Source organism: Bradyrhizobium mercantei, from assembly GCF_001982635.1.
Taxonomy (GTDB): Bacteria; Pseudomonadota; Alphaproteobacteria; order Rhizobiales; family Xanthobacteraceae; genus Bradyrhizobium; species Bradyrhizobium mercantei.
Genome location: NZ_MKFI01000003.1, coordinates 140,815 through 167,151, shown reverse-complemented (window position 1 = coordinate 167,151; position 26,337 = coordinate 140,815). Strand labels below are relative to the sequence as shown.

Annotated in this window: 28 protein-coding genes; 6 read left to right on the top strand and 22 right to left on the bottom strand. The window is 62.3% G+C overall.

Annotation, left to right across the window (positions count from 1 at the left end; all coding sequences use genetic code 11):
• Window positions 1–88 precede the first annotated feature (88 nt).
• The 3 genes from BI327_RS14345 to BI327_RS14335 all read left to right on the top strand — a co-directional run bounded on the left by BI327_RS14345 (window position 89) and on the right by BI327_RS14335 (window position 3,548).
• A complete protein-coding gene (locus BI327_RS14345; RefSeq protein ID WP_089025482.1) occupies window positions 89–1,048 on the top strand; it encodes an SIR2 family NAD-dependent protein deacylase in 960 nt (319 codons plus the stop codon).
• Between the two features lie 224 nt (window positions 1,049–1,272).
• Complete coding sequence (locus BI327_RS14340) at window positions 1,273–2,013, top strand: DCL family protein (RefSeq protein WP_076860958.1); 741 nt, start codon at window positions 1,273–1,275, stop codon at window positions 2,011–2,013.
• Window positions 2,014–2,030: 17 nt separating this feature from the next.
• Window positions 2,031–3,548 carry a hypothetical protein gene (locus BI327_RS14335; RefSeq protein WP_076860956.1) on the top strand — a complete coding sequence of 506 codons (1,518 nt, stop codon included), beginning with the start codon at window positions 2,031–2,033 and terminating at the stop codon, window positions 3,546–3,548.
• Window positions 3,549–3,557: 9 nt separating this feature from the next.
• Here BI327_RS14335 and BI327_RS14330 read toward each other — a convergent pair whose 3' ends face one another.
• The 18 genes from BI327_RS14330 to BI327_RS41630 form a co-directional block, all read right to left on the bottom strand.
• Complete coding sequence (locus tag BI327_RS14330; protein WP_076860954.1) at window positions 3,558–4,982, bottom strand: response regulator; 1,425 nt, start codon at window positions 4,980–4,982, stop codon at window positions 3,558–3,560.
• A 2-nt stretch (window positions 4,983–4,984) separates the two neighbouring features.
• Window positions 4,985–5,887 (bottom strand): sensor histidine kinase, encoded by a 903-nt coding sequence (locus BI327_RS14325; RefSeq protein WP_076860952.1) that lies wholly within the window; start codon window positions 5,885–5,887, stop codon window positions 4,985–4,987.
• Window positions 5,871–7,724: an AAA family ATPase gene (locus tag BI327_RS14320; RefSeq protein WP_076860951.1), complete on the bottom strand. Its 1,854-nt coding sequence runs from the start codon at window positions 7,722–7,724 to the stop codon at window positions 5,871–5,873. The genes BI327_RS14325 and BI327_RS14320 overlap by 17 nt, the downstream gene beginning before the upstream one ends.
• 396 nt (window positions 7,725–8,120) lie before the next feature.
• Window positions 8,121–9,227 carry a hypothetical protein gene (locus BI327_RS14315; protein WP_143271600.1) on the bottom strand — a complete coding sequence of 369 codons (1,107 nt, stop codon included), beginning with the start codon at window positions 9,225–9,227 and terminating at the stop codon, window positions 8,121–8,123.
• 381 nt (window positions 9,228–9,608) lie between these two features.
• A complete protein-coding gene (locus BI327_RS43665; protein WP_347337674.1) occupies window positions 9,609–9,947 on the bottom strand; it encodes a hypothetical protein in 339 nt (112 codons plus the stop codon).
• A 940-nt stretch (window positions 9,948–10,887) separates the two neighbouring features.
• The gene (dhaK, locus tag BI327_RS14305; RefSeq protein WP_076860947.1) at window positions 10,888–11,871 is read right to left on the bottom strand and encodes a dihydroxyacetone kinase subunit DhaK; all 984 of its coding nucleotides are present in this window, start codon (window positions 11,869–11,871) and stop codon (window positions 10,888–10,890) included.
• A 35-nt stretch (window positions 11,872–11,906) separates the two neighbouring features.
• Complete coding sequence (locus tag BI327_RS14300) at window positions 11,907–12,320, bottom strand: hypothetical protein (protein WP_076860945.1); 414 nt, start codon at window positions 12,318–12,320, stop codon at window positions 11,907–11,909.
• Between the two features lies 1 nt (window position 12,321).
• Complete coding sequence (ptsP, locus tag BI327_RS14295; protein ID WP_076860943.1) at window positions 12,322–13,941, bottom strand: phosphoenolpyruvate--protein phosphotransferase; 1,620 nt, start codon at window positions 13,939–13,941, stop codon at window positions 12,322–12,324.
• A gap of 1 nt (window position 13,942) precedes the next feature.
• Window positions 13,943–14,245, bottom strand: a complete 303-nt coding sequence (locus BI327_RS14290) for an HPr family phosphocarrier protein (protein WP_245321063.1) — start codon at window positions 14,243–14,245, stop codon at window positions 13,943–13,945.
• Between the two features lie 32 nt (window positions 14,246–14,277).
• A complete protein-coding gene (gene dhaM, locus BI327_RS14285; RefSeq protein WP_076860941.1) occupies window positions 14,278–14,670 on the bottom strand; it encodes a dihydroxyacetone kinase phosphoryl donor subunit DhaM in 393 nt (130 codons plus the stop codon).
• Window positions 14,667–15,290, bottom strand: coding sequence for a dihydroxyacetone kinase subunit DhaL (dhaL, locus tag BI327_RS14280; RefSeq protein WP_076860939.1), 624 nt, complete (start codon window positions 15,288–15,290; stop codon window positions 14,667–14,669). The genes dhaM and dhaL overlap by 4 nt, the downstream gene beginning before the upstream one ends.
• Window positions 15,291–16,337, bottom strand: coding sequence for an ABC transporter ATP-binding protein (locus tag BI327_RS14275; RefSeq protein ID WP_076860937.1), 1,047 nt, complete (start codon window positions 16,335–16,337; stop codon window positions 15,291–15,293).
• On the bottom strand, window positions 16,330–17,427 hold the full coding sequence (locus BI327_RS14270) for an ABC transporter ATP-binding protein (protein WP_076860935.1): 1,098 nt from the start codon (window positions 17,425–17,427) through the stop codon (window positions 16,330–16,332). Before BI327_RS14270 ends, BI327_RS14275 begins: the two co-directional genes overlap by 8 nt.
• 4 nt (window positions 17,428–17,431) lie before the next feature.
• Window positions 17,432–17,632 carry a hypothetical protein gene (locus BI327_RS14265; RefSeq protein WP_076860933.1) on the bottom strand — a complete coding sequence of 67 codons (201 nt, stop codon included), beginning with the start codon at window positions 17,630–17,632 and terminating at the stop codon, window positions 17,432–17,434.
• Window positions 17,629–18,591 (bottom strand): carbohydrate ABC transporter permease, encoded by a 963-nt coding sequence (locus BI327_RS14260; RefSeq protein WP_076860931.1) that lies wholly within the window; start codon window positions 18,589–18,591, stop codon window positions 17,629–17,631. Before BI327_RS14260 ends, BI327_RS14265 begins: the two co-directional genes overlap by 4 nt.
• Window positions 18,588–19,562, bottom strand: a complete 975-nt coding sequence (locus BI327_RS14255; protein WP_089025481.1) for a carbohydrate ABC transporter permease — start codon at window positions 19,560–19,562, stop codon at window positions 18,588–18,590. The genes BI327_RS14260 and BI327_RS14255 overlap by 4 nt, the downstream gene beginning before the upstream one ends.
• 65 nt (window positions 19,563–19,627) lie before the next feature.
• On the bottom strand, window positions 19,628–20,986 hold the full coding sequence (locus BI327_RS14250; protein ID WP_076860930.1) for an ABC transporter substrate-binding protein: 1,359 nt from the start codon (window positions 20,984–20,986) through the stop codon (window positions 19,628–19,630).
• A 676-nt stretch (window positions 20,987–21,662) separates the two neighbouring features.
• On the bottom strand, window positions 21,663–22,046 hold the full coding sequence (locus BI327_RS41630; protein ID WP_143271599.1) for a hypothetical protein: 384 nt from the start codon (window positions 22,044–22,046) through the stop codon (window positions 21,663–21,665).
• Between the two features lie 45 nt (window positions 22,047–22,091).
• On the opposite strand from BI327_RS41630, the gene BI327_RS14245 reads away from it, so the two are divergent.
• The gene (locus BI327_RS14245) at window positions 22,092–22,343 is read left to right on the top strand and encodes a hypothetical protein (RefSeq protein WP_076860928.1); all 252 of its coding nucleotides are present in this window, start codon (window positions 22,092–22,094) and stop codon (window positions 22,341–22,343) included.
• A gap of 146 nt (window positions 22,344–22,489) precedes the next feature.
• Complete coding sequence (locus BI327_RS42310; RefSeq protein ID WP_159450447.1) at window positions 22,490–22,639, top strand: hypothetical protein; 150 nt, start codon at window positions 22,490–22,492, stop codon at window positions 22,637–22,639.
• A gap of 3 nt (window positions 22,640–22,642) precedes the next feature.
• Here the strand turns inward: BI327_RS42310 and BI327_RS14240 are convergent, their stop codons facing one another.
• On the bottom strand, window positions 22,643–23,275 hold the full coding sequence (locus tag BI327_RS14240) for a TetR family transcriptional regulator (RefSeq protein WP_076860926.1): 633 nt from the start codon (window positions 23,273–23,275) through the stop codon (window positions 22,643–22,645).
• A 93-nt stretch (window positions 23,276–23,368) separates the two neighbouring features.
• Between BI327_RS14240 and BI327_RS14235 the strand changes: the two genes are divergently transcribed.
• Window positions 23,369–24,034, top strand: coding sequence for an O-methyltransferase (locus tag BI327_RS14235; RefSeq protein WP_076860925.1), 666 nt, complete (start codon window positions 23,369–23,371; stop codon window positions 24,032–24,034).
• Between the two features lie 45 nt (window positions 24,035–24,079).
• Here the strand turns inward: BI327_RS14235 and BI327_RS14230 are convergent, their stop codons facing one another.
• The 3 genes from BI327_RS14230 to BI327_RS14220 all read right to left on the bottom strand — a co-directional run bounded on the left by BI327_RS14230 (window position 24,080) and on the right by BI327_RS14220 (window position 26,284).
• Window positions 24,080–24,802, bottom strand: a complete 723-nt coding sequence (locus BI327_RS14230) for a hypothetical protein (RefSeq protein ID WP_076860924.1) — start codon at window positions 24,800–24,802, stop codon at window positions 24,080–24,082.
• Between the two features lie 109 nt (window positions 24,803–24,911).
• Window positions 24,912–25,154, bottom strand: coding sequence for a hypothetical protein (locus tag BI327_RS14225; RefSeq protein ID WP_076860923.1), 243 nt, complete (start codon window positions 25,152–25,154; stop codon window positions 24,912–24,914).
• A gap of 131 nt (window positions 25,155–25,285) precedes the next feature.
• Window positions 25,286–26,284 carry an NAD(P)H-dependent flavin oxidoreductase gene (locus BI327_RS14220; RefSeq protein WP_394329856.1) on the bottom strand — a complete coding sequence of 333 codons (999 nt, stop codon included), beginning with the start codon at window positions 26,282–26,284 and terminating at the stop codon, window positions 25,286–25,288.
• Between the last annotated feature and the right edge of the window lie 53 nt (window positions 26,285–26,337).

Sequence of the window (26,337 nt, the reverse complement as noted above, 5' to 3'; positions counted from 1 at the left end):
TTGCAAGACAATAGAGACTTATATCGAAAGGAAACAATCGCCGATGCTTGTTTCCACGATTTATCCAAGCGGAAATGGGACTTTTTCGATGACCAAGGACCACGGACCGAAGCCCGACGATATCGACCCGTACGAGCGGCAGTTACTGCCACCCGACGGGAATTTCGATAACCTTGTCAGCAACTGGGGGCGCGTAAGCTCCCGACTGACGATCTTCCTAGGCGCCGGGGCGTCGGTCGGCGCCAAAAACCGCGCAGGTCAACTCTTGCCTTCTGCACTGCGGCTGCGGGATGAGATCTGGCTGGAATTCATGTGCAACGATGAAGAGAGGAGAGCGTTTGGGCCGAAAACGCTCGGGATGATGTCACTCGAGCACGCTGCGGCCTTGGCCGAAGCGCGGGCCGGACGAGGGGCTATAGAGGAATATCTGACCGCGCGGTTCGACTGTACCCGACCTCTTTGGCAACACGCTGTACTTCCCTTTCTCGGACCGAAAGCGCTCTTCACTACGAATTATGATGAGCTCATCGAAAAGGGCTGGCGCCTCCAGATCGGGCAACCAAAAACGGAGGAGATTTTCCTAAGGCACAATGCAGCGCACCTCGATTCCCCGGCGCCCAGAATGCCTTTGTTCAAACCGCACGGCACGATGGAGCTTGCAGCGCGCCAAATCGGGCAAGGAGGGCTCGTCATTACAATGTTCGATTACTTTCGCATGATTGGCGATTACAAAGGTATGATCGAACGGTTCCTTTCCGACTTCAACCAGAGCTGCGTGCTGTTTATCGGATACGCTTTCATGGACATGGACATAGGGGCCGAACTTTATCGTCTTAGACAGGATAGAAAGATTCCGTGGTACGCCGTATTCCCTCGTGACGATGCCGACGTTCGGAGGATGTACGAGCAGAAGTTCGGCATCCTGCAGATCAACCGGCGCTCACTGGACTTTCTTGTAGAGCTCGATGATCGAGTTGACTTCATTGCAGACAAGAAGTGGAAGTTTGATCAATTGTCGCATCTTAGAGGGGCTGGCCTGATTCAATGATTAGTACGAGTTTATGGTCAATGCCGAGGGCCGCAGCGATCAGCATGTAGGTGAACGTATCACACGCGAGAGGATCAAGGTCTGCAAGAGGCAATAACAATTATGCCATGATCAGCCCGTAGCCGCTAATGGATCGTGGGCCCGTGTGGACGCGCCGAACTTGCACATCTCCTACGTTCACGCTGAGGCGCTTTATCGACATTCGCTTAAATGGGCTCCATGCAATGGCCAAATCTGTTTCCCTTCCGAATGGCCGGTTCTGGAAGGCGCAAACTGGCGCTCTCGATCACTTCAAGAATATGCTCAGACGATATGCCGACGAGCAAACCGTCGAGGACTATCTTGATCACGATGATCTTGTCGCCCTTCTTGAGCGTTACGATGCCGTCATCGTCGACGGACCGGCAAAGATTGGGCGCGGAATAGACTATTTTTTCCGGCGCCAGAATGCTGGCGAAGGCTTTTCAACACCCGGCTTTTGGGTGCGTCGGGTCGACGGCAGCGAAACCGACTTTAGCTATATCCAGGCTGTAAAGGGGCAGCCGAAGTCGAATGCGCAGGAGTTCTATGATGCCTGCCGTGCCGCCGTGGCGGCGGATCTCCTGGCGGCGAAGAAGCGTCATTTCACCGCTTTCGCGGATAGCACCGGCCGCGTCCCTTGCGACCTTACCGGCGAGTTGCTTGCTTTCCCTGACGCCCATCTCGATCACGCATATCCGACTTTTGGGCAATTGGTCATAACATTCCGCGCCGCGCGTGGTTGGCAGCATGGCGCGCCTAAGGGAACGTTGACCTTGCCGGCAGACGCGCAGACTACCACGACCTTTGTCGACCGAGCCGTCGCGGATGCCTTCCGGCTATTTCATCACGGCGCAGCGACGCTCCGGATCGTTGCACGACACCGAAACCTCTCGATGTCAGCGGGTCAGCGGCGACCAAAAGTGAAGTTGCCGGTACTGATTTAGGATGAGGTATCCACGCAATGGACTCATTGGAGAAAGACGCTGGCTACACGGTCACACTTGCGATCCCGGATATCACGCGGTTGGCGGATGAAGAGCTCGCGCTATTTGCTCCGTTCCGTGACGGACGATGGAGTGCCCAAACAAAGGCTCTGCTCGCGCATTTCTCAGCCGCCAAACTGGATCTCAATCGCGGGTGGGCGTCCACACGGCAGCATTGGATTTGTCCGTGCTGCCAACGTGAGAAGCCACATATTGCGCGTGTGAGCAGCGGCGGAGTGCTGCTTTGCCGGCTTGAGTATCACCATGACCATCTTGCTGATCGTGCAAAGCGTATTTTCCGGGAGCACAGGCTTCATAGCGACGATCGCGAGACCATCATCCAGGTCGGCCGCGCCGAGAATGCGCTCATGCTTCTCGTAGAACGTTTCGAGCAGACCCTGATCTGCATTGACTGCAACCTTGCCGAAGGCCGCGCTAAGCTGGAACTAGCGAAAGAGATCGACAGCGACTTTACCTTTACACCGTCCGAGATCGCATCATTCATTGATGTCGCTCCAAATCGACTGCATGAGATCGATCTCGGCAAGGCCAAAGCCGCATGGCTTCTCGCCAAAGACGATGTTGCGGATCGGCTCGATTTCACTAGACGCATGGCACAACGGGTCGTTTCCGGACGCCATCGCCGACAAGTAGCCGCAGGCGAGCGGTCTTTTGCGTATCTGCAGGATCGCGACATCATTTACAGCATTTTTCAGCGGGCCTCATCCGAGAAACGCAACTTTGGTCTGGCGAGCGCAATCGAGGCGCGTTCGACGTCCAATGAGAGCGCAGGCAATTCACCCAGACCTAAGCGAAAACCTCGCGGAGAGGTTCCAAGCGAATCCGAGTTCGCCGAGATCGACCGTCAAAAACAGGATCACAAGCCTTGGGTTATGGCGGGCAGTGACTGGTCTTGTCCGAGCTGCGATCGCTCGAAACACGAAATTTGCCGGAAGTCGAATCGGGGGCTCTGGACGGCCCACATTCATCGCGTCTGCGAATTCGAACCAGAAGAAAACCCCGACAGCCTTTGGCGCCGGCGGACACGCGCGACGAGCCAGATCATCATCGGTTCGCACATCAACAAGCTTGTCTGCCAAGACTGCAGAAACATCATCGCGGAGGTCAAGCGACGCACACCTGGACTAACTGAAAACAACCTCACGATTGGCAATGTGCGCCTGCTCGTCGGCATGGCGACGCCACATGTGCCTCACGACGTGGATTGGGAAAGCGCGATCACGCTTGCGCTCGGCAACCGACCGCTCATCGATGCTATCGACGACTACCACGAGCACCGGAGGAGCGCCTACGACACCTTTCGTGAGATGAGCGAGCTCGTGGAATTGGGGTACTCGAAGCCAAAGGCACGGGATATTCTCGGCCACGAATTCGCGAAGGCAAATGACCTTGATGTCGAAGAGGGCGATGCACACGTCGATTGGCTACTCGACGAGGCGGAACGCCACATGCAGATGGAAAGCATGCTTCTCTAGACCCAGCGTTCACCGCGCTAGTCTTGCTATGCAAGCCCGAATAAGTGCCCGAGCGAGCGCCTTGTCAGTATCCGCGTATTTCAGCTGACGCAAAGCGTAGCCGTAGGCCACAGCGATGACCTCATCCTCCGACGCGGCCTCGGCAAGCGCCCATGCACGGCACCCACGAATGAATGGACCGAACGCACACCCTTCAACATAGCGCTCCACGTCGACCCACTGCGTCATGTGGGCCTCGGTTGGCCAGTCTGCGGGCAGGCTCGTATGCTGCGTATGAAAGACCGTGCTCAGCTCAAGCGTCACCGGATCAATTGCAGAGACCGCACCGCCCACGTCGCCAAAATCGATCACCATGGCGCGGTCCGTCTCGTCGAACACGACGTTCGCACAGTGAAAGTCGCCGTGCTGGCAGCACTGTGAGACGTTTATCTCCTTGTCCTCAACCGCCGTCGTGTCGATGCCGTCCAGTTCGTTCTCGATCGCGGGCAACTGCGGGTCACCGATAAAACGCCGTCGAATCTGGCCTACACGGACTCGCGTTGTTTGTTTGCCCTGATACCAACCATGCTCTAGCGCGCGGAGACGAGCCGGGAGTTCCGCGGTTTCCGGATGATTGCCTGCAAGGCGCTCGAAGAGACTTTGGACCTTGGCGCCGACCATGCCGTAGAAGATTGCCCCCGTATTGCCGGCACCTACTTCAATACGTTCCGTAAGAGGTGGAAATCCTCCTGGTGCCAGCCGTGTAATATGGTTCTGATACCGTTCGGCTTCGTCGCGGATGACCGGCAGCGGCGCAACTTTCGCCACAGCGGTAAGGAGAACCGCGCCGTTGGCCTCCTTGACAACAACCTTGAGAACGCGCGAGCTCGACAACCCACCGCCGAGCACCACACAGTCGACGACAGCTCCGTTACGTTGGCGCCCGAACATCCGTAACGTGCGATACTCTTCTACGGTCAGAACGGGCGACCCGCCCAGACTATTGACAGCAATGCGCTCCAAAATCGCCCGGTGCTCGGCAAAGTCACGCAGCCGCTTGACGCATTCAGAGATGCGTTTCTTCCAGCAGACCTGATACATCTGCTCGTTCTGGCGGCGGCCGTGGACGTCGGCGGTCCTGCCGAACTCGTTATTGAGCTCAACGACAAAATCGGCATCCTCGCTACCCGTCAGAAACCAGACCGGCGTTCCAGGCAGATTCTCGCGCACGTGCTGAAATACGCGCCATCCGTGATCAGCGTGATCATCGAGGACATCATCCATGCTTGGGATCCGACGATCCAGCACGACGAGGTCGAACGATTCAGCTGCGAGGCGAGCCAGGGCGCTATCCCGGCTGGCACACCAGACCAACTCACAATCCGGAATCGAGCGAACGGCCTTCTCGACGAGCTGCGCGAATTCCGTTTTATCCTCGACGAGAAGGACGCGCATGATTAATCCGTCTTCTTCGGCCAGCGCATTTCGAACCGGACACCCCGTTCGTTCGGTACCAGGAACACCTGACCACCCATCGAGGCAAGCGATTGGTGAGCTATTGCCAGACCCATCCCGAGGTGGCCCGATTTCGTTGTGGTACCAATGTCAAATGCCCGTTGCAGGTTACCTTTGAAACCAATCCCGGCATCCACGATCGAAACCCAATATTCAACGTTTGTCGTGCCCCACGTCACCACGATGGGTGAAAGACTACGACCTCCGCCCAGCGCCGCTGTCGCCTCAATGGCATTTCGAAGCCCGTTGGTGAACGCCAACGACACAAGTCCACTATCACCTTCCACAATGCAAGGACGGGGGCCCGGGCGCTGTATTTGCAAGCCCTCCGGCAGTTGGGCTTCTTCAATGCAGCGGATTATCGCTTCGTCCAGCGCAAACTCTTCGATTCTTGGTGCGCTCGCGGCGCGCCGCAGCCGCGACAGCGCCTCCAGAAATTGATCCAACCGATCAAGGCCTCGCCGGGTTGCCGACGCATCGAAGTTCTCGATCTCCGTCTCGGCCGCCAATCGCAATCCGCCCAGCAAAGGCTCGATCTCATGCATGAGCTGTGACGCAGTTGTCTCCAGCGCTTCGGCATAGACTTGCGCAGCGAAGCCTGCGGGCAGATCGTCCTTGTCGACCGAGGTCGGAAACGAGCTGGCTTCCGGGTTGGGCGAGATGCGCGCCACGGCTCGGCGAAGTGCACTTCTTATCCAGCGGACGGGTTCATTCGCTGCTGCCTCCCGAATGATCGTCTCGTGTTCCGGCAGAGCATGGTCTGCCAGATAGCGGGCCGCTTCCAGTCTCTCGGTTGGCGATTCCGACCGCAACCGCCGGAGAATTGTGTCAGCGCTTGGCGACATTGGGCTGGTTCTTCGCGTAGAAATCCGCTCGTCTTGCGAAAGCTTCTCGGCCACCCTCCATGATGGTGGTGATAGCATCGACGATCCGTGGCGCCGTCACATTGCCGGCAGCCCGAACGAAGCATTGGCTGCCGTCCGAATCGAGGTGGATCACTCTCGCGGCTTCGCTCAGCACCGGGATATTCGGGTTATGGGTCGCGATGATCGTCTGGGCGCCTTTGCCACGAGCCTCAATCGCCTTCACCAGGGTTCCAACCACGAAGGCGTTGTCGAGATGATCTTCCGGCTGGTCAAGAATGATCATCCGCTCGGTATGGTGAAGGATAATAGGCAGAACGACTGTGCACCGCTGACCCATCGATAAGAAATCGATGCCTTTATAATCTGTTCCGTCCATCAATTCGAGCCGAATATCGTCTTCGACCCGCGCCGTGAAAAGCCCCGCACCAGACTGCTCGCGCAACGCGTCGCACAGTCGCAACGCCCGCTCGTCGGTGATTTCCAGCGTGGCAGCGATTTCCTTGATATCGCGACTTTCAGCGAGCTGCGCAATTTCCTGGGGACTGTATGTCTCGGCGATCCTTTCCGCGAGCTCCTTGTATCGGAGCCCACTCCCCCGCAATGCGGCCGTCAGGCTGCTGACATATTCAAGCTGCTGCGCATAAGGGACAACGCCAAGCCGGACCGCCGGTCCCAGAGCCCTATTGAGAGCGCTGACTATCCGCTCACGATCTTTCGTACGCGCTTCGCGGGATGCTTCCTGTTGCGCCAGCATTTTTGTACGCTGTGTTGCAAGCTGTTTCACGCGCGCTTCCCGTTCTTTTCGCAGATCGACCAGGGACATCAGGACAGAAATTTGCTGCGTAAGGTCACTGATGCGCTTGTCGACCGCGCTCGCGCCTTTCTGCTTTTCCTCGATTTTCTGGCGAATATCGCGTGCGCGATTTTCGAATCCCGCCTTTTGGCTGGCCGCAGTGGTCTTCTTACGCTCCAATTCGGACGCGATAGACAAGTATTCTTCAAGCGCACCGCCTAGTCGATGGCCGGCCTGCCGTTCCCGCTTTCGTAAATCCACCAATTCATCAGCCGTCCCGGCCTGAGCGGGCCAAGGCTCGAGGTCCGGCTTGCGCTCGATTATTTCGTCCAGTCGTTGGCTCCAAGCACCAACCTGATCAGCAGCACGGCCGATCGCCTCCGCACGGACACGCGCTGCGGCAAGTTGCGGCGTAACCTCACCCAAGGCCTTGCGCTGTGCCTCGATTTCCTTGTGCACTTGACTCTGGGCTGCGCTCTGCGCCTTGACCGTCGTCAACTGCGCTTGAAGTTTCGGGAGCTCAGAAGTCTTCTCGGCAATGTCATCGATCTCCGCCAGTAGCGTTCGGATCTCCGCCGTAGCCGACCGGATTCGTGCCGCGCCCGTGCTCTCAGCAAGCCGTTGCGCCTCGGGCGCGAGGAAGCCATCCACCAGACGCAGGCGCGATTGCGCCTGGAGGCCGATCGTCTCGATCTCTGCCTGCGAAAATACGAAGGGGCTCGAGAATTCGTCAGAAGCATCGGGTTCGATATCTTGGGCCGTTCGGGAAACCTCTACGCGGTATTTGCCATCTGTCAGCACAATCGAGATACGTCCATCGCCCAGAACGCCCAAGGCATGCTCAGCCGCCTCCTGCTCCCCAGGGTCGGTGTATGAACTCGCACCTAGGCAGAAGCGCAACAGCTCAATAACCGAGCTCTTGCCGGTTCCCCGTCCGCCAATAAGTACGTTCAGCTTCGGATCAAACTGCTGATCGAAGCCATTGAGGATCCCTCCCTCAATCCGCACCGATTCAATCCACACGAACTGTCCCTTCTTGCCTTAAGAGGCCCGACTGCCAAAGCCACGAGTCGAGTCGTCCCTGCAAAATCCTACCTCGATAGGCGGCCACATTGGAATGGCCAGAAATCCCCGTATTTTCATCTACATGCCATCTCCGACCCCGAATAGCGATCGCCAATTGCCTCCGTGCGAGTTGCGCAGCGGGTTGTCAATCGAGGCGCAAGCGTGTTTTGGCCATCGACCTCGCGTTGGTTTGTTTGTCTCGTCTACCCGTCTATCGACGGGCCAAGCGGTCCATCGTTCATCTATAGGATCGAACATAGCAAGTACGAATGCGCGCGATTGCACATGCCGCTGCGACCACGCTCTTGGTTCTCCCACCGGCCGTATGGAAAAACGCGTCGCAAGACCCGTCGTCTAGCGCGCCGCCTCTATCGAGTCGGCCATCTCGTCGACGGTGCTCTTGAAGCGTACCGGATCGTGTAGGGCAGCCTTCACTTCTTCCGCCCATTCCGATCTCGTCGACATCCACTCGACGATCTTGTCGGCATCGATCCCGCGGTTGCGGAGAAGATAGAGTGACGAGATCTTCGCCGGCACCGACTCGCGCACGAAGTTGGCGCTCTCTGGATGGATCATCGAGAACACGCGCCAAGCCCGGGAAACGGCAATCAGTTGTCCATCCCCTGCAAGCTTGGACAACATCTCGAGAACGGGCCCCGACGGCGTGAGGTGCGTCTCCGAACCTTTTCCGACGACTGCTTCCGCCACACGCATACCCTGCTCGACTCCGGTTGCGGAGAGCGCGACGGCAAGAGCTTCGACCGCCTCGTCGCCGCCGATGCCTGCGAAATACTGCGCGCGGTCGGTGAACCCTCTGGCAGCGTGCTCGGCGACCTCGTCCTTGTCCGCGGGCAGAACTCGCAGGATTCCGTCTTCGTACTCGAATATGCCGGCCGCCACGAGAGAGGCTAAATCCTTCTCGAACCGAGGATGCTCTGCATCGATGCCGAAAAGACGTGTCGTGTCGCCGGAAACGACGAGCGCTAAGGTGTCCGGCTCGAGGTGCGGGATCAATCTCTTGCTGCCTTTTCCTCCGAGCAAGAGCGAGACGACCATCGATTCCCGCAACCGCTGTCCCGGACCAGAGCCACGCCGAAGCAGAGCGGACTTGCTTCGGTGAATGACAGAAGACGAGAAAACGTAGGGCACGACGGCGCGATAGTAGTTGTGCGAGAGTCCGTCGCCATCCGCTGTTTCCAGTTTCCCCTCATCCAACCAAAACAATACTGGTATCCAACATGGCTGGGGCAGAGACGCGATCAGCCTGCGGCGAAATGCGCCAGGATCGACGGGTCGATCCGACCCTGCCATCGATCTGCTGAGGTCGTGCCAATCTCGAAAGCCACCCGCGATCGCGGCGGCCTTCTGGCAGCGATTAAGCGGAAAAATGATCCCGCTGTCTTCGAACAACGAATTGAGATTCTTGGCGAATTTCTTCGCGCCTTCGAGCGTCGAGAACATGCGAACGTCCTTCATCTCGGCCGGGTCAAGACGCGCTGCTCGTCTCATCGGCCGAATGAGGGGAATCGGTCGCGAGAACTAAGTGGAAGAATAGTCGTTGGACCAAAAGTCCTTTGCCAAGGCAGCGGCCTAGCCGACGAAGGCGGCATTGCCCGAATCTAGATCCGTTCGCCGAACTTTTCAAGAATTAGGAGTGAACTGTCCCGCGATCTTTGCTTGTCCGGGGGCCGGCCCAGAGGAAACTTCCGAGGTCCGTCTCACGAGGACAGTTCAGCGATTCGATAAGTCTCTTAGAGAGATCGACAACGCTGTTTGTCGGCAAAGGCTTTGCGCTGCCTCTAGACTGGACGACTGCCTTTGAACTGTTTGCATTCAAGCGTTCTAAACCGAACCTTGTGGAGACGTATTCCGCCATAGGAGTCCGTCCAAGCTGTTCGCCATTGTTTCCATTCTTACTACGCCCTTCGAATATCCTTTTAGCAGCAGATGCGGTTCGGCAGGCTTGATCCGGTTGCGGCAGAGATCATTGAAGCGCATGCAGGTACCATGGCTGACAACGATAGCAATAAGCGGCGTCGGCTCGTCGAATTCAAGGATGGCTGCCGCTACGGCAAATTTGGAAGGACGAAGGCTTATGAGCTGATCGCCCGCGACAAAATCAGAGCTTACAAGATGGGAGGCAAAACCATGATCGACCTCGATAGCGTTGATGACTATCACGCTTCGCTGCCAAGGGTAGAAACGAGAGTAGGTTAGCCGCCGATCTGCGCAGCGGCGCGTCGTCGCGCGAGCCGTCGAGCGATCAGATCAATGCGGTATTGGACGCATATGTTCGGCCGAATAGACGGCACGATATAGGTGCAGCGGATATTGTTCTTCTGGCGCTTGCGAAGACGGTGCCGCACCACCTCTTACCATCATCGACAATTTTTCTCCGAGTCGTGGGTGAGTTGGGCTTCCATCACACCACCATCGATCGCGTCATCTTCGTTGAGGAGCATCTCATCGGTCACGCGGAAGCCGTATGCGCCGTGGCCGCCGCAACGCCAGAACGCAGCCCGTGACCGGCGCGGCATTGTTCAATGTGTTCGGCACACCGTTGTCGATGGACGTCTAGTAGATCGAAGATCAGCGCGCTTTGTTGCCCCGTTCGGCGCCAGTCTCGCGCCCGGCAGTAAAAAAACTCCCGAAATCGTCCGGCACGAGGGTGAGTGTTTCGCTCGGTATCGTGGGACGACATGGAGGTGATAAGCCTGACAGGCCGCCCCTCGATAACCTCACGATATATCATCTAGGTCGATCCGCTACGATCTCGAGCCAAGGCTCGATTCCGGTCGAGGAGATCACGCAGATGGCACTGCTATGGCGCGTGCCTGCTGCCAGGGAGCCCGCATTTATTTTTTGCAGCTAACGCGCGCGTCAGTTTGTCGGTATTCCTGTCGGTATTGGCGCCGATCGAAGATGAAATCGTATGATAAATCAAATGGTTATTTCACTAATCTGTTATCGGCCAGGGGCACCAGCCTTCGCTGCTTCGCAGCGACGGCTTGGCAAGCCAGACGCAATTCTATCCATGCGAAGCAGCGAAGGCTGTCCCGCCGTAGCCTTGGCGAAGGCGGACTGGCTCAACGAAGTTTCGTGCTGCCGCCAGCCCCAACTCTCACCATTTCAATGCGGCCGTGCGGACCGGGGCGTCCCACAACGCGGATGTCTCGGCGTCGAGCAGGCTCACCGTGAGCGAGCAGCCGGCCATGTCGAGCGAGGTGACGTAGCTGCCGACCAGCGAGCGGGCGATGCGCAGGCCGCGCTGCTCGAGCATGCGGCGTGCCGCATTGTACATCAGATAGAGCTCGATGGTCGGCGTGCCGCCGAAGCCGTTGACCAGCAGCAGCGCCTCGGAGCCGGCGGGGGCAGCGAGATCCTCCGCAATGGCGGTCGTCATTTCCGATGCGATTGCGTCCGCCGCTGCGAGCTTGACGCGGCGGCGGCCCGGCTCGCCGTGGATGCCGACGCCCATCTCCATCTCGTCCTCGCCGAGCGCGAAGGTCGGCGTGCCCGCGGCAGGCACCGTGCAGCTGGTCAGCGCCACGCCCATCGAACGGGTCCGCGCGTTGACCCGCTCGCCGAGCGCCACGCAGGTTTTGAGATCGGCGCCCTTCTCGGCGGCCGCGCCGACGATCTTCTCGACGATCAAGGTGCCGGCAACGCCGCGGCGCCCGATGCTGTAGGTCGATTTCTCGACCGCGACATCGTCATCGGTCACGATGGTGGCGGTCTTGCCTTCCGCGATCTCGGCCGCCATCTCGAAATTCATGCGATCGCCGGCATAGTTCTTGACGATGAACAGCACGCCGGCATCGCCCGCGACCGCCTGCGCGGCCTCGACGATCTGGTCCGGCGTCGGCGAGGTAAACACCTGTCCGGGACAGGCGGCATCCAGCATGCCGTGGCCGACGAAGCCGGCATGCAGCGGCTCATGCCCGCTGCCGCCGCCCGAGACCAGCGCGACCTTGTTGCGGTTCAGCTCGCGGCGGCGAACGAATTTGCGCTCGGCGCCCAGCGTGACCAGATCGGCATGCGCGGCCGCGAAGCCGTCGAGGCTTTCGCCGAGCACGTTGTCGACCGCATTGATGAACTTCTTCATGGTGTCCTCCCGCTTCGTCGGTCCGGCGTTTTCGCCTATTTTTCCCGCATGATGCCGATCAGGCGCCGCGTGAATTCCTGGAGCAGGGTGTCGAGCTCGGCATTGCGCTTTGCGCTGCCGAGATCCGGCAGATGCAGCGTCAGCGTGCGCTCATGCGATCCCTCGCTCAGCCGGCCGACGCGGCGTGGATGCGCGCGGGCATAGGCGCGCAAGAAGGCGGTCTTGGCCTGCGGCGGAAAGTGGCAGACATCGAAGATCGTGTTGAGATGCTGCACCGGGATCGGCACCGGATAGGCCGGGTTGCTGATCTGGCTGACGAAAGAGCGGTTCTTGCCCATGGCATGGGCGAGGCGCAGCCGCATGCCGGACGGGCGGCTCTCCAGCACTTCCTTGAAGATGCGCTTGTAGACCGCAACGGCGCCGGCTTCGGGCGCTTCATCGGCCGCCATGTCAGCCAACACTGCCTCCGCTGCTCAGCCGGTCGATGGTCTGCTTGATCTGGGCCAGCGCCGAGGCATTCACGGACAATTCGCGCAGCCCGCAGTTGAGCAGCGCGGGCAGGCAGCGCGGATCGCCGGCCATGTCGCCGCACAGGCTGACACTGATGCCGGCGCGGCGGCCGTGCTCCGCCGTCCGCGCGATCAATTCGAGCACTGCGGGATGCAGAGGGTCCATCAGGGGGGCAAGAGCTCCGTTGGAACGATCGCAGGCCAGGACATATTGCGCGAGATCGTTCGAGCCGATCGAGAAGAACGCCGCCTTGAAGCTCGAGACCGCAAGTGCCGCCGCCGGAACCTCGACCATGATTCCGAGCTCCGGCAGCATCGCGGCAATGCCGTCCGCCTGCAAGCGCTGCACGACGTCGGCGAACAGCTTCCGTCCCGCCTCGAGCTCGTCGGCCTGCGTCACCATCGGGAACATGACCTTGAGATTGCCATGCACCGCGGCGCGGGCCAGCGCGCGAAGCTGGACCGCAAAGACCTCGGGCCGGGCGAGACAAAGCCGCAGGCCGCGCACGCCGAGGAATGGATTGGCTTCGCCGTCGAACGTAAAGCCGGGCACCGGCTTGTCGCCGCCGGCATCGAAGGTGCGGATCGTGACGGGCCGCTGGCCGGCCCAGCGCAACACCGCGTCATAGGCCTGGAATTGGGTCTCCTCATCCGGCAGCGCGCCCTGCCCGGCGAGCAGAAATTCCGTCCGCATCAGGCCGATGCCGTCGGCATATTGCGCGTCGGCATGCTCAAGATCGTCGACGCGCTGGATGTTGATCAGGAGCTTGATGTGCTCGCCGCGCCACGAGGCGGTCGGCCGCCGCAGGATCGCGCGGGCGGATGCCCGGCTCTTGCGGTGGCTCTCGCGCCGCTTCTCGAAGATGCGCACCTGCTCGGCGCTGGGGTCGAGCTCCAGCGTCGCGCCCTCGCCGTCGAGCAGCGCGGTGGCGCCGGCATCCGGAATGGCGCCGAGCTGCACCACCATCGGGATGCCGCGCGCCCGCGCCAGCATCGCGACGTGGCTGGTCGGACTGCCGTGCAGCAACGCCAGGCCGCCGCCGCCGGACCAGTCGATCTCCAGGAAGCGCGACGGCGGCAGATCGTCGGCGCAGACGACGCCTCCGCTCGGAATCTTGAGCGGCTCGCCCTGGTCGCCGCGCAGGATGTGGACCACGCGATCGCGCAGGTCGGCAAGATCCGACGACCGCGCCTGCAGATATTCGTCTTCGGCCGAATTGTACGCCGCGATCTGCTCGTCGAGCGTCGAACGCCATGCGACGTCGGCCGGACGCCCCTCGCCGATCGACGCGAAGATCATCTCGATCAGATCCTCATCCTCCAGCAACGCGACCTGGAATTCGAGGATCTGCGCGGCTTCGCCGCCGGCGGTGGCGGCAAGATCGGCGATCTGCCCGCTCGCGAGATCGATCGCCTTGCGCAAGGCGAGCGCCTCCTCGACCAGCGTACCGGCGACCCGCTCGCCGCCCGCGCCCGCATCGACGCGGACCAGCGGACCATGGGCAAAGCCGATCGAGGCGGTCCTGCCGCGGTAGGCCGATCCTGCAGCGCCGCCCTGCATGCTAGCCTGCTCCATCCGGGAAATCGCTGGCGACCAGATCGACCAGGGCCGCGACGGCGGCCTCGGCATCGCTGCCGGAGGCCTTGATCTCGATCGTGCTGCCGTGCGCGGCGCGCATCGCCATGATCTTGGCCACGCTCTTGGCATTGATCCACTCCGGCGCACCGGCGACCCGCACCGAGATCTGGGCCTGGAACTTCTTGGCGAGCTTGGTCAGCTTGACCGCCGGGCGCGCGTGCATGCCGACCGCATGCACCAGCCGCACATTGCCGGTGAAGTTCTGTCCGTCCGCTCTATCAAGCATGCTCATCATCCATTCATCGCATCGCCGACATCTCAGTCGGCAGAGAGTTCCTCGGCCACCGCCTTGACCTGGGCCAGCGAGCTACCGCCCGCCGCCTCGGTCGCCGCCATCACGGCGCCCTCGACGATCGGCGCGTTGCAGACGACAACGAGATCGCGTCGCGCAGACTCCAGCATCTCGACCGCCATTTCGCTGTTGGTCTCGGCACCGCCGAGATCGACCAGCACCGCGACGCCCTTCGGCGACCAGGCGGCATTGATGGCGTCGATGATCAGCGGCACGCTGGTGCCCAATCCGCCATCGGGATTGCCGCCACAGAACGCCACCTTGACCTCGCTGCCGACCATCTGCCGCACCATGTCGGCGGTTCCCTTGGCGATGTCGCTGGAATGCGAGACGATCACGATCCCTACGGTGTCGGTCATGGGCGTGCCTCCAGGCCCGCGCACACCGCCTGCACCAGCACGCAGCTCGACCGCGCGCCGGGATCGACATGCCCGACGCTGCGGGCGCCGAGGAACGAGGCGCGCCCCTTGGTGGCCTGCATCGGCACCGTCCGCTCGACCGCCTCGGCCGCGGTGGTGCGCACCCGCGCGATCAGATCCGGCTGGCCGGCCGCCGTCTTCAACGTCTCCAGCACCGGAACCAGCACATCCAGCATCGTCTTCTCGCCGACATGCGAGCGGCCGCGCGCGCTCACCGCATCCACGGCGCTGCCGAACACATCGGCGAGATCGTCAGGCAGCTGCTTGTCGTGCGACAGCGCCTCGCCGGCGGCAAGGAAGAAGCTGCCATAGAGCGGCCCGGAGGCGCCGCCGACCGTCATGACAAGGGTCTTGCCGATCATCTTCAGCGCCTCGTCGAGCGGCTGCGCCGAGATCGCATCGAGCTTGCCGAGCACGGCCTCGCAACCGCGCTTCATGTTGGTCCCGTGGTCGCCGTCACCGATCGCCTGATCGAGGCTCGTCAGCTCCGGCGCGCTGGCGATGACCTGCTCTGCGGCCGCCTTGACCAACGACTTCAATGTCTCTGATGGCACCGACATCTATCCGATCCTCTCGCCCCTCTCATGACCCGCCGCGGCAATGCGCTGCCCCGCACGGTCGAAACACAACGGATGTACCAGATGCAAGTCGACCTCCTGGCCGGCCTGCAGCGGCTGATGCGGATCCGCCAGCGTCACCAGCGTTTCGCCCTTATAGTCCAGATGAATATGATTCTGCTCGCCGAGGTGCTCGACCCGATGCACGCGGCCGACCATCTGGCCGCCATTGCGCGCGGCGAGCTGTAGATGCTCGGTGCGAATGCCGACCGTCTCGGTTCCCGGCGGCATCGCGACGTCGGAGAGCAGGCGCGCCGGCAGGAAGTTGATCTGGGGCGTGCCGAGCCGCGAGGCGACGTAGCTGCTGGACGGGCTTTCGTAGATCTCCCGCGGCGTGCCGAGCTGAAGCAACCGGCCGTCCTTGATCACGCCGATGCGCGAGGCCATCGTCATCGCCTCGACCTGATCGTGCGTAACATAGAGGATGGTCGCGCCGAGCTCGATCTGGATCCGCTTCAGTTCGAGCCGTAGTTCGCTGCGGAGCTTTGCGTCCAGCGAGGACAGCGGCTCGTCCATCAGATAGATCGAGGGATCGCGGACCAGGGCACGGCCGATCGCCACCCGCTGCATCTCGCCACCGGATAGCCGGGTGGCGCGGTTGTTCAGCTTGCCTGCGATATGCAGCAGCTCCGCGGTCTGCTCGACGCGCTTGCGGATGATCGGCTCCGCCACCCGTCGCGCCGGAGAGCGCAGCGGAAACGCCAGATTGTCGTAGACCGTGAGATGCGGATACAGCGAATATTGCTGGAACACGAACGCAATGTCGCGCGAGCCGGGCGGATCGTGCGTCACGTCGTGCCCGTCGATCATCACCGAGCCTGTATCCGGGCTCTCCAGTCCGGTGATCAGCCGCAGCGTCGTGGTCTTGCCGGCGCCGCTCGGCCCGAGCAGGACCAGGAACTCGCCGTCGCTCACCGTCAGCGAGAGGTCGCGGACGGCTTCCACCGCGCCGAAGCGCTTGTTGACGTTGCGCAGGGAGACGTCAGCCATGGCGCGGGCCCTCCTCGCTGGCGGTCCGGATCGCAAGGCCGCTGCCGACGTCGAACAGCGCCAGCCGCGCGGCATTGAATTCGAGACCGATGGTCTCGCCGATCCGCACCGACGCGCTGGACGGCAGCCGCGCCGCGACCCGGCCATAGGCCGTGTCGACGGTGACGATCTGGGTGGTGCCGAGATATTCCGCGCCGAACACCTCGCCGCGAACGGCGCCCGCATCAGCGAAGCGGATGTGTTCCGGACGGACGCCGAGCGCCAGCGGCGCACTGGCACGGTCCTCGCGGATCTCCGGCACCGCAAGCCTGGTGTCGTGGAAAGAGACCGCGCGGTCGCCGGATCGCAGGCCGCCCTCGAAGCGCAGGAAGTTCATCGACGGCGAGCCGATGAAGTCGGCGACGAACATGCTGGCGGGCCGGTCATAGACCTCCTGCGGCGTGCCGATCTGCTCGACCCGCCCCTTGTTCATGACGGCGATCTGGTCGGCCATCGACATCGCCTCGAGCTGGTCATGCGTGACGTAGACCGTAGTCGCCTTGACGCGATCGTGCAGGTCGCGCAGCTCGCCGCACATCAGATGGCGAAATTCGGCGTCGAGCGCGCCGAGCGGCTCGTCCATCAGGAACGCCTTCGGCCGCCGCACCATGGCGCGCCCGAGCGCGACGCGCTGCCGGTCGCCGCCGGAGAGTTTCGAGGTCTTGCTCGACAGCAGATGCTCGATCCGCAACATCCGCGCGGTCTCCTGCACCCGCTCGCGGATCTCGCGCCTCGCCATGCCCTGGCACTTCAGCGGGAAGCCGATGTTCTCCCCGACATTCATGTGCGGATAGAGCGCGAACAGCTGGAACACGAAGGCGATATCGCGGGCGGCAGCGCGGTGGAACGTGACGTCCTCGCCGTCGAGCAGGATCTTGCCTTCGGTCGGCAGCTCGAGGCCGGCGATCATGCGCAAGGTGGTGGTCTTGCCGCAGCCGGAGGGCCCGAGCATCGCGAAGAAGGTGCCGTCGTCGATCGTGAAGGTCGAGCCTTCCACCGCGGTGAACTGATCGAACGACTTGCGCAGGTTTTCGATGCGGATCTGTGCCATGGCCTTATTCCGGAAAATGGCTGACGATGACGAAGCCGACCGTGCCGGCCAGAATCGTCACGAAGGAGTAGCTGTAGAGATCGATCGACCACGGCTGCACCAGCATGATGATGCCGCCTCCGATCAGGGTCATCGCGACGGTCTCCCACGGCCCGCGGCGAAACCAGCGAGATATTCCACCTTTGGCAATCACAGCCCCGCTCATTTGCGCACCGCTCCGAAGGTGATGCCGCGCAGCAGATGCTTGCGCAACAGCACGGTGAACATGACGATCGGGACGACGAACAGCGTGGTCGCGGCGGCAACCGCCGGCCAGTCCTGTCCGCCCTCGCCGATGATGAAGGGGATGAAGGGCGGCATGGTCTGCGCCTCGCCGCTGGTCAGCAACACCGCGAAGGCGTACTCGTTCCAGGAGAAGATCAGGCAGAAGATCGCGGTCGCGGCGATCCCGGTGACGGCCTGCGGCAACACCACCTTGCGCAACGCCTGCAGCCGGGTGTAGCCGTCGACCAGCGCCGCCTCCTCATACTCGCGCGGAATCTCGTCGATGAAGCCCTTGAGCAGCCAGACCGCGAGCGAGACGTTCACCGCGGTGTAGAGCAGGATCATGCCGAGCCGCGTGTCGGTCAGGTTGAGCTGCCGGTACATCAGATAGATCGGGATCGCCACTGCGACCGGCGGCATCATCCGCGTCGAGAGGATGAAGAACAGCAGATCATCGGCCAGCGGAATGCGAAAGCGCGAGAACGCGTAGGCCGCGAGCGTGCCGAGGAAAACCGCAAGGAAGGTCGAGCCGAAGCCGATGATCAGCGAGTTGACGAAACGCGGCACGACCTTGGACGGTCCGGCGATCACCATGTCCCGCTTGCGCACCAGCTGGTCGTACCAGGTCTCGGGCGGCGGCAGCTTGGCGATGAAGTCCGGCGTCTGGCGCGTCCGCACGGTGAACAGGTTCACATAGCCTTCGAGGGTCGGCTCGAAGATCACCTTGGGCGGATAGGCGATGGCGTCGCTCTGCGACTTGAATGCGGTGGCGACGATCCACAGCAGCGGCAGGATCGTGATCACGGCATAGAGGATGACGAGGCCGCCGGCGAACGCCTTGGTGCGCGGCGAGGCCTCGACGATCGAATGCGCGGTGGATCTGGCGGCGGCAGCGGTCATCGTTGCTTCACCTTGTTGAGCGTCTTGACGTAGATGTTGGCGGCACCGAACACGGTCACGAACAGGATGATGGCGAGCGCCGAGGAGTAGCCAGTGCGCCACTTCTCGAATGCGGCGCGCTTCAGCGAGATCGACACCAGCTCGGTGGTCGAGCCCGGCCCGCCCGAGGTCAGCAGATTGACCATGTCGAACATCTTGAAGTTCTCGATCGCGCGGAACAGCACCGCGAGCATCAGGAACGGCACCGTCATCGGCAGCGTGATCGACCAGAACTGCCGCCATGGCGAGGCGCGATCGACTTCCGCCGCCTCATAGATGTAATCGGGGATCGAGCGCAGCCCGGCGAGGCAGATCAGCATGACGTAGGGCGCCCACATCCAGGTATCGACCAGCACGATGGTCCACGGCGCGAGCGACACCTGCCCGGTCATGCTGAACGAGCTCGGCGGCACGCCGGTGAACAGGCTGATCAGATAGTTGAACGGACCGATCTGCGGCTGCAGCAGCAGGGTCCAGAAATTGCCGACCACCGCCGGCGACAGCATCATCGGCAGCAGGATGATCGTGGTCCAGAAGCTGTGACCGCGAAACTGACGGTTGATCAGGAGCGCCAGGCCGAAGCCCACGACCACCTGCAACGCCACCGACGAGATCACGAACTGCGCCGTGGTCTGCAGGCGGAACCAGACGTCCTCGTCGGTGAGGATGTCCCTGAAATTGTCGAGGCCGACGAACCGCAGCGGCAGATAGGACATGCTGAGGTTGAGGCTGGTGAAGGACAGCCGGAGCATCCAGATCAACGGAAAGATGTTGATCGCAAGCAGCAGCGCGATCGTCGGCGCGACGAACAGCCAGGCAATGGCCCGGTCCGACAGGCCGCGGACGCGCCGGGCGTCGCGGGATTTGGCAGGCGTGCTCACGCCTGGGATCGTAGCATGATCGGGTTGCGAGATCGTCGTCATCGTGTCCATCGGCTGGCTGGGTCGGCTTCCCCGAGGCGCCCCTCGGGGAAGCCAGTTCAGGTGAAGTATGGGCGCTATTGCGAGGCGACTTCCTTGCCCTGCTCCTTGAAGACCTTGGTCCAGTCCTTGACCAGGAGATCCAGCGCCTGCTGCGCCGTGCCCTTGTCGGCAACGACGTAGTCATGCACCCGCTTCTGCATGTCGAGCAGCAGCTGGGCGTAGGACGGCTCGGCCCAGAAGTCCTTGACGATCCCCATCGACTCCAGGAATTGCGGCGCGAATGCCGCGCTCTTGGGGAAGTCAGGCGCGTCGACCACCGCCTTGAGCGCCGAATAGCCGCCGATCTGCCACCATTTCTGCTGCACGGCGGGCTGCGCGAACCACTTGATGTAGGCGAGCGCGTCGTCCTTGCGGTCGGAGGTTGCGACCACCGAGATGCCCTGGCCGCCGAGCTGGGTGAAATGCCCCTTCGGGCCGGCCGGGTTGACGAAGAAGCCGATCTTGTCGCCGCCGACATTCGGATCCTTGTAGAGGCCCGGGAAGAACGCGAACCAGTTCATCTGCATCGCGACCTGGCCGGACTTGAAGGCGTCGAGACCTTCCTGCATGTAGGCGTTGGTCATGCCGGGCGCCGTGCAGCACTTGTAGAGTTCCTTGTAGAACTCGAGCCCCTTGGCCGCGTCGGCGGAATTGACGATGCCCTGCATCTGGTACGGCTTCTTCGGATTGTCGTAGGCGAAGCCGTAATTGTAGAGCACGTTGGTCACGCCCATCGTGATGCCTTCCGAGCCGCGCTCGGTGAAGATGTAGGCGCCGTAGACCTTCTTGCCGTCGATCTCGCGGCCCTGGAAGAACTCGGCGACCTGCTTCAGCTCGTCATAGGTCTTCGGCGGCGCCAGGTCGCGGCCGTACTTGGCCTTGAACGCGGATTGGATCTCGGGCCGCGAGAACCAGTCCTTGCGATAGGTCCAGCCCACCGCATCGGCCATCGCCGGCAGCGCCCAGTAGTTCGGCGTGTTCTTCGGCCACTGCGAGTAGCCGACCACGGTCGCCGGGACGAAATCGTCCATCGAGATCTTCTCCTTGGCGAAGAAGTCGTTGAGCTTGACGTACCACTTGTTCTCGGCGGCGCCGCCGATCCATTGGCTGTCGCCGATGATCAGGTCACAGAGCTTGCCGTGCGAGTTGAGCTCATTGAGGAAGCGATCGGCGTAGCTCGTCCAGGGGACGAACTCGTATTTCATCTCGATGCCGGATTGCTTGGTGAAGTCCTTGCCCAGCTCGACCAGCGCATTGGCCGGATCCCACGCCGCCCAGCACAGCGTGAGCTGCTTGCCTTGGGCGGCAGCCTCTCCGCCGCCGAGCCCCCCGAGTGCCGCGGCCGCAACGACCGCGGACGCTGCCGTACTACGCAACCATCTCAATGTTCGCATAATCCATTTCCTCCCTATCGTTGAAGCACCTGACGCGCTCGGCGCATCCTGCCGGATTGACGCCGACACTCCGAAACCGAGTTGATGAGCGATGATGGAGAGCGAGACAGAACGCTTCCGGAAATCGGGATCCGGATGGCTGGGCTCCTCCCACACATCGGCTCGATGCGTGATGTTTATCGTTCTTGTAATACTAAACGTATTACTAAATTCAGGAACCCGTCAAGCGGATTTCTTGCACGCTGCGATGAAGGGCGAAATTGTGCATTTATGCGAGGGGATTTCGCCGCAATGCAGCAACGCCAAATGGCGAAGAACACTGGGATCGGTTGCGCTTGATGTTTAGTTCAGCATTTTACTGAACGCTCAGCGCGACAATCGGACGCTTTGCCCGCGTCGCCTTAGGCTATCTGAAACGCGCGAGAGCCAACGCCCACATCCGTTTCGCATCACCTCGTCAAAGCAAGGCGAACACGATCGACCGCCGGCGACGAATGCTCCCGCAACTGCGGCGACGGCTGCAAGGCGTTTCACAGATCGACTGATTGTCATGACCGCCGCCTCCGCTTCACCGCTGATCCATCACGACATCGAGCAGCGCCGGCTGGCCGCTCTTGACCATCGCAATCGCGCGTTCAGTGCGGGCGCGAGTGCATCCGGATCGTTGATCGGGCCTTCACTGCGCGACGCCCGCCGGGCTGCTCCGCGAAACCTGCATGGGATCGGAAACAAAGCGGTCACGCACCGTCGCGCGCGATGCAAATCGAGCAGGCCACCCCGCTTCGCCAGAGCAGAAATAACCGCCATATTTTGGCCATAGCGCGTTTCTTAAAGGCCCAAGCGGGCCATGTTCCCGCCTCTGTCTTGCGTCGTCCGGCCGCTGCGGTCGCTTCGCAACGAAATCGCAGATCATCGCTGCGCTTCCCCCACACCAAGGATGGTCTGCCAACAACAAGAGGACTTTGTAATGCGTAAAACTCTCGCGGCTGTGGCCGTGCTCCTCGCCTTTGCTTCGTCTGCTGCTGAAGCTCGCGGCCGTCATCACCATCATCGCCACCATGCACACGCACATTCCGGTCGCCCGGCTGCGTGGTGCGGCTGGTTCATGCGCACCCAGGTCGGCGGCGATCCGGGTCCGCAATTCAATCTGGCGCGATCCTGGGCGCGATACGGCAGCAATGCCGGCGGCCCGTCGGTCGGCGCGATCGTCGTCTGGCGTCACCACGTCGGCAAGATCGTGGGTCACGAGAACGGCCAGTGGATCGTGCAGAGCGGCAACGATGGACACGCCGTGCGCACGCGGCCGCGCTCGCTCGCCGGCGCCATCGCGTTTCGCAACGCTTACGCGTCGTTCTAGAGCATGCAGGCTCGCGACGCCGCACGGTATACGAACCGTTCATCGTCGCAGCTTACGCTCATGCGGGGTTTCGCCCTGAAGCCCTCAGACGGGCGCCGTTACCTGTGTTGACCAGGTGGCGGCGCCTTTTTCAGGAATATACGCGCTTGCCTCAGAAACCGAAGAAAGTCGCGCCTGCTTCTCCGGCCGCTCCTTATTGGTCGGCCGCCTACGTCAGTTTCTGCAACGGCGTGACGGTTTTCGCCGTGACCGGCGGCGTGCTCGGGTTCCTGTTGGTCGCCAGGCACTATCTCTAACTGTCAGCGCTTTCCGAGACTCTTGAGATACGCGCAGAACATGTCGGCCATGGCGTCGGCATAGCTCTCGATCTCGGCCTGACTTCGCGGGCTCTCCGAAAATTCCTTGCCCACCGTGCTGAGCGTCGTCGTGATCAGGTCGCCCGCCGTCGCGCGCACCGCGCCTGAGGTCTTCGGTAGTGCTTCGCGCATGAAGGCCTCGACGATGCGCGCGCCCGATGCCCGCACCTCACGTGCCTCGGGCGCATCGCGATAGAGCGGCGCGGCGTCGTTGAGCGCGACGCGCACTGCGGCTTCCTCGCATTCGGAGCGGATGAAGGCGTGCACCAGCGCGCGCAGCCGGTGCAACGGCGGCTGCGTGACGTCTTCAAGAATGTCGCGCAGCAGGCTGGTGGTCTGCCGCCACTCGTCGCTCTGCAGCCGGAACAGGATCGACGCCTTGTTCGGAAAGTACTGGTATAGCGAGCCGACGCTGACGCCGGCCTTCTCGGCCACCCGCGCCGTGGTGAAACGCTGCGCGCCTTCCTTCGTCAGAACCTGAACAGCAGCATCGAGAATGGCCGCGACGAGCTCGGTCGAGCGGGCCTGTTGCGGCTGTTTTCGCGAGGAAATTGAAGAGGTTCGCCGTTCGGTCATGGACGCCTTGGGGAATGCGATTAGCGAATGCGACTAATTATTCGTATTTCTGGCGAGGCGCAAGGACGCGCCGCTGTTCGACCGGAGACTTACATGACGACCCTCATTTCACCCCAGCTCGCAGGCCTGCTCGATCGCCTGTTCGCGCACGCTTCCGCCGCGGTGGACGACACCCAGCGCGCGGTGGCCGACCTTTCCGACGCGGAACGGATGCGCCTGATGCAGAGCAGGACCGACTACCGCGCGCTCTACGGGCGATTCAAGAATGCGCCGCTCGCGGTCTCGCGCGAGACCGGCGCGCTGCTCTACATGCTGGCGCGCGGTGCGCAGGCGCGGAACATCGTCGAGTTCGGCACCTCGTTCGGCATCTCGACGCTGCATCTTGCCGCCGCGCTGCGCGACAATGGCGGCGGGCGGCTGATCACCAGCGAGTTCGAGCAGTCCAAGGTGACGCGCGCCCGCGACAATCTCGTCGCCGGCGGGCTCGACGACCTAGTCGAGATCCGCGCGGGCGATGCGCTCGAGACGCTGCGCACAGGTCTGCCCGACACGATCGACCTCGTGCTGCTCGACGGCGCGAAGGCGCTCTATCCTGATATCCTTGATCTCGTGGAAAGCCGTCTGAAGCCGGGCGCCTTCGTCGTCGCCGACAACGCCGAGTACAGCCCTAACTATCTGGCGCGCGTGCGCTCCCCGTCAAACGGCTATCTGTCGGTGCCGTTCGGCGGCGACGTCGAGCTGTCGATGCGGCTCGGCTGAGCGGATGTTGGAGAGGCGCGGGTTCGGCTCGCCCGAACCCCGCGCTCAGATCATCGAGGCGACGCGCTCGAGGCCGATCAGGCGTGCCAGCGAGCGCACCTCGTTCTTCTGGTCCTCGCGAAGCTGGAACAGCAGCGGCATGGCCGCCGACTTCAGCTGCTGGACCTCCTCGGAGTCTGGATCGATCGGCATGTTGCCTGCGGCGGGATCGCTCTGACGCTTGGCGTGGATCTTGCGGGCGACGGCGCGCAGCGCGGTCTCGACCGCCGGCCAGTAATATTCCTGCGACGACGACAGCTTGAGCCGGTCCTTGATGCCGGCGATCTGCGCGTCGCTGAGCAGGGCGTAATTCTTCTGCGGCGCCGGCTTGGCGGCAGCCTTGGGTTTCGGCGGCGCGGGGGCAACAGCGGGCTCGGCGAGCTTCGGCTGGGCCGCATCGACGGAGTCATTGACCTTCGGCAGGCCGATATCGGCCGGCTCGACGGAGGCATAGGCCTGGCGCACCGTATCGGTCGCGCCGGGAATAGCGGCCTGGGCGCGCAGCAGGAGCGGAGATGGATTGGCGGGAGGCTCGACCGGCTGGGGCACCTCAAACGAGGCAGTCGCAAGCGTCGTGACCGCGAGCTTGTCCTGCTTGCTGGCGCGGTTGGCGACCGGGCCGACATCGGCCTGCGCCGCCGGCAGGCTGTCACGGCCCAAAATGGCTGTGATCGCGGCGCCAGCGAGAAGGAAGCATGTCAGCGCGGCGAGGGTGATGGCTCTGGTCAAAAACTACTCCATTCCCGGCCGGTGTCAGCGCAAACTGCGCGCGAAATGCGGCGTTACCGTGCCATGACCGCGCCAAATAGGTGAAATCGTCCCGAAACGGCCCAAAAAGTCAGGCCGCGGCATCAAGCTCATAGGCTTCCTGGATGTCGGCCACGATCTCATGCGCCGTCCAGAGCGCGCCGGGCTGGACCGAGTGCATACTCACCGTCCAGTTGGTACGGCGGGTGCGCGGCGTGCTGACGATGTCGAATTCGACCTGACGGCACAGCGGATGCCGCTGCAGGGCGTAGAACACCCGGGTCCGGAGCTCGTCGATCGATGCCGGGGTTTTGGAGAGCGCCTCGAAAGCCATGTGCATTCCCACAAACTGCCGGGCGGCCCGCCGTAGCGGCGGACCATCCCGTGACGCATAGTTGGGACTGGCATGGTTAATGCCGCGTTAAGCGGACAGGCGCGGTTTGAGCGGTTGCGATTTGCGATGGATCAGACGAGCTGTACCCGCGCGCTCGCCGCCTCGTATTCCGCTGCCGTCCGGGCGACGAGATCATCGACCGCGAGCACCCCGGTCACCCCCGAGGTGGAATGACCGCCGCTCCAGATGTCGCGCCAGCGCTTGGGGCGGCTTTCGCGGGCACCGATATCGATGTCCTTGCCGATGTCGATGGCACCGCGCGCCGGCAGGTCGTCGGGGTTGAGACCGGCGGCCGCGATCGAGGGCCGCAGCATATTGGTTTGCAAGCCGGTGAAGGCCGTCGTCAGCAGGATGTCGTCGGCGGTCGCGTCGACCAGCATCTGCTTGTATCTGTTGTCCGCCATGCTCTCGCGCGTCGCGATGAACTTGGTGCCCATATAGGCAAGGTCGCAGCCGAGCGCCTCGGCGGCGCGCAGCGCGTGACCATCGCCGATGCCGCCGGCGAGCACGATCGGGCCATCGAAGAAGCCGCGCACCGCGCGGACGAACACGAACGGATTGAGCCAGCCGGTCTGGCCGCCGGCACCCGCGGTGAGCAGCACGAGCCCGTCGGCGCCGACTGCTGCGGCGCGCTCGGCATGGCGGATCGAGGCGACGTCGGCGAACACAAGCGCGCCGGCATCGTGCAAGGGCGCGAGCACCGGCGCCGGCGAGCCGACCGAGGTGATCACGAGCTCGGGCTTGTGCCGCAACAGCACAGCGAGATCCTGCTGGAGCCGCGCGTTGGAGCGGTGCACGATCAGGTTCGGACAGATCGGTGCCGCCGCTTTGCCGTTCGCATCTTCATGCGCCTGCAAGCGGTGCTCGATATCGCCGAGCCACGCATCGAGCTGTTCCGTCTCACGGCAATTCACCGTCGGAAACGAGCCGATCACGCCGTTACGGCAGGCGGCTACCACCAGCTCGACGCCCGACACCAGAAACATCGGCGCCGCAATCAGCGGCAGGCGGAGGCGATTGCGAAAAGGCGCGAGAAGATCGGCGGACAAGTTGTTTCTTCCCATCATCATTGTGTTAGCGTTGCCGCCAACATTGGCACGCAAGAGGCCAAAGACAAAGCGGG

Bases quoted from the DNA above. Each gene is read 5' to 3' on its own strand.
- BI327_RS14345 (WP_089025482.1), top strand. From the start codon at position 89: ATGACCAAGGACCACGGACCGAAGCCCGACGATATCGACCCGTACGAG.
- BI327_RS14340 (WP_076860958.1), top strand. From the start codon at position 1,273: ATGGCCAAATCTGTTTCCCTTCCGAATGGCCGGTTCTGGAAGGCGCAA.
- BI327_RS14335 (WP_076860956.1), top strand. From the start codon at position 2,031: ATGGACTCATTGGAGAAAGACGCTGGCTACACGGTCACACTTGCGATC.
- BI327_RS14330 (WP_076860954.1), bottom strand. From the start codon at position 4,982: ATGCGCGTCCTTCTCGTCGAGGATAAAACGGAATTCGCGCAGCTCGTC.
- BI327_RS14325 (WP_076860952.1), bottom strand. From the start codon at position 5,887: ATGTCGCCAAGCGCTGACACAATTCTCCGGCGGTTGCGGTCGGAATCG.
- BI327_RS14315 (WP_143271600.1), bottom strand. From the start codon at position 9,227: ATGTTCTCGACGCTCGAAGGCGCGAAGAAATTCGCCAAGAATCTCAAT.
- dhaK (WP_076860947.1), bottom strand. From the start codon at position 11,871: ATGAAGAAGTTCATCAATGCGGTCGACAACGTGCTCGGCGAAAGCCTC.
- BI327_RS14300 (WP_076860945.1), bottom strand. From the start codon at position 12,320: ATGGCGGCCGATGAAGCGCCCGAAGCCGGCGCCGTTGCGGTCTACAAG.
- ptsP (WP_076860943.1), bottom strand. From the start codon at position 13,941: ATGCAGGGCGGCGCTGCAGGATCGGCCTACCGCGGCAGGACCGCCTCG.
- BI327_RS14290 (WP_245321063.1), bottom strand. From the start codon at position 14,245: ATGCTTGATAGAGCGGACGGACAGAACTTCACCGGCAATGTGCGGCTG.
- dhaM (WP_076860941.1), bottom strand. From the start codon at position 14,670: ATGACCGACACCGTAGGGATCGTGATCGTCTCGCATTCCAGCGACATC.
- dhaL (WP_076860939.1), bottom strand. From the start codon at position 15,290: ATGTCGGTGCCATCAGAGACATTGAAGTCGTTGGTCAAGGCGGCCGCA.
- BI327_RS14275 (WP_076860937.1), bottom strand. From the start codon at position 16,337: ATGGCTGACGTCTCCCTGCGCAACGTCAACAAGCGCTTCGGCGCGGTG.
- BI327_RS14270 (WP_076860935.1), bottom strand. From the start codon at position 17,427: ATGGCACAGATCCGCATCGAAAACCTGCGCAAGTCGTTCGATCAGTTC.
- BI327_RS14265 (WP_076860933.1), bottom strand. From the start codon at position 17,632: ATGAGCGGGGCTGTGATTGCCAAAGGTGGAATATCTCGCTGGTTTCGC.
- BI327_RS14260 (WP_076860931.1), bottom strand. From the start codon at position 18,591: ATGACCGCTGCCGCCGCCAGATCCACCGCGCATTCGATCGTCGAGGCC.
- BI327_RS14255 (WP_089025481.1), bottom strand. From the start codon at position 19,562: ATGGACACGATGACGACGATCTCGCAACCCGATCATGCTACGATCCCA.
- BI327_RS14250 (WP_076860930.1), bottom strand. From the start codon at position 20,986: ATGCGAACATTGAGATGGTTGCGTAGTACGGCAGCGTCCGCGGTCGTT.
- BI327_RS41630 (WP_143271599.1), bottom strand. From the start codon at position 22,046: ATGGTGGCGATGATGGTGATGACGGCCGCGAGCTTCAGCAGCAGACGA.
- BI327_RS14245 (WP_076860928.1), top strand. From the start codon at position 22,092: ATGCGCACCCAGGTCGGCGGCGATCCGGGTCCGCAATTCAATCTGGCG.
- BI327_RS14240 (WP_076860926.1), bottom strand. From the start codon at position 23,275: ATGACCGAACGGCGAACCTCTTCAATTTCCTCGCGAAAACAGCCGCAA.
- BI327_RS14235 (WP_076860925.1), top strand. From the start codon at position 23,369: ATGACGACCCTCATTTCACCCCAGCTCGCAGGCCTGCTCGATCGCCTG.
- BI327_RS14225 (WP_076860923.1), bottom strand. From the start codon at position 25,154: ATGGCTTTCGAGGCGCTCTCCAAAACCCCGGCATCGATCGACGAGCTC.
- BI327_RS14220 (WP_394329856.1), bottom strand. From the start codon at position 26,284: ATGATGATGGGAAGAAACAACTTGTCCGCCGATCTTCTCGCGCCTTTT.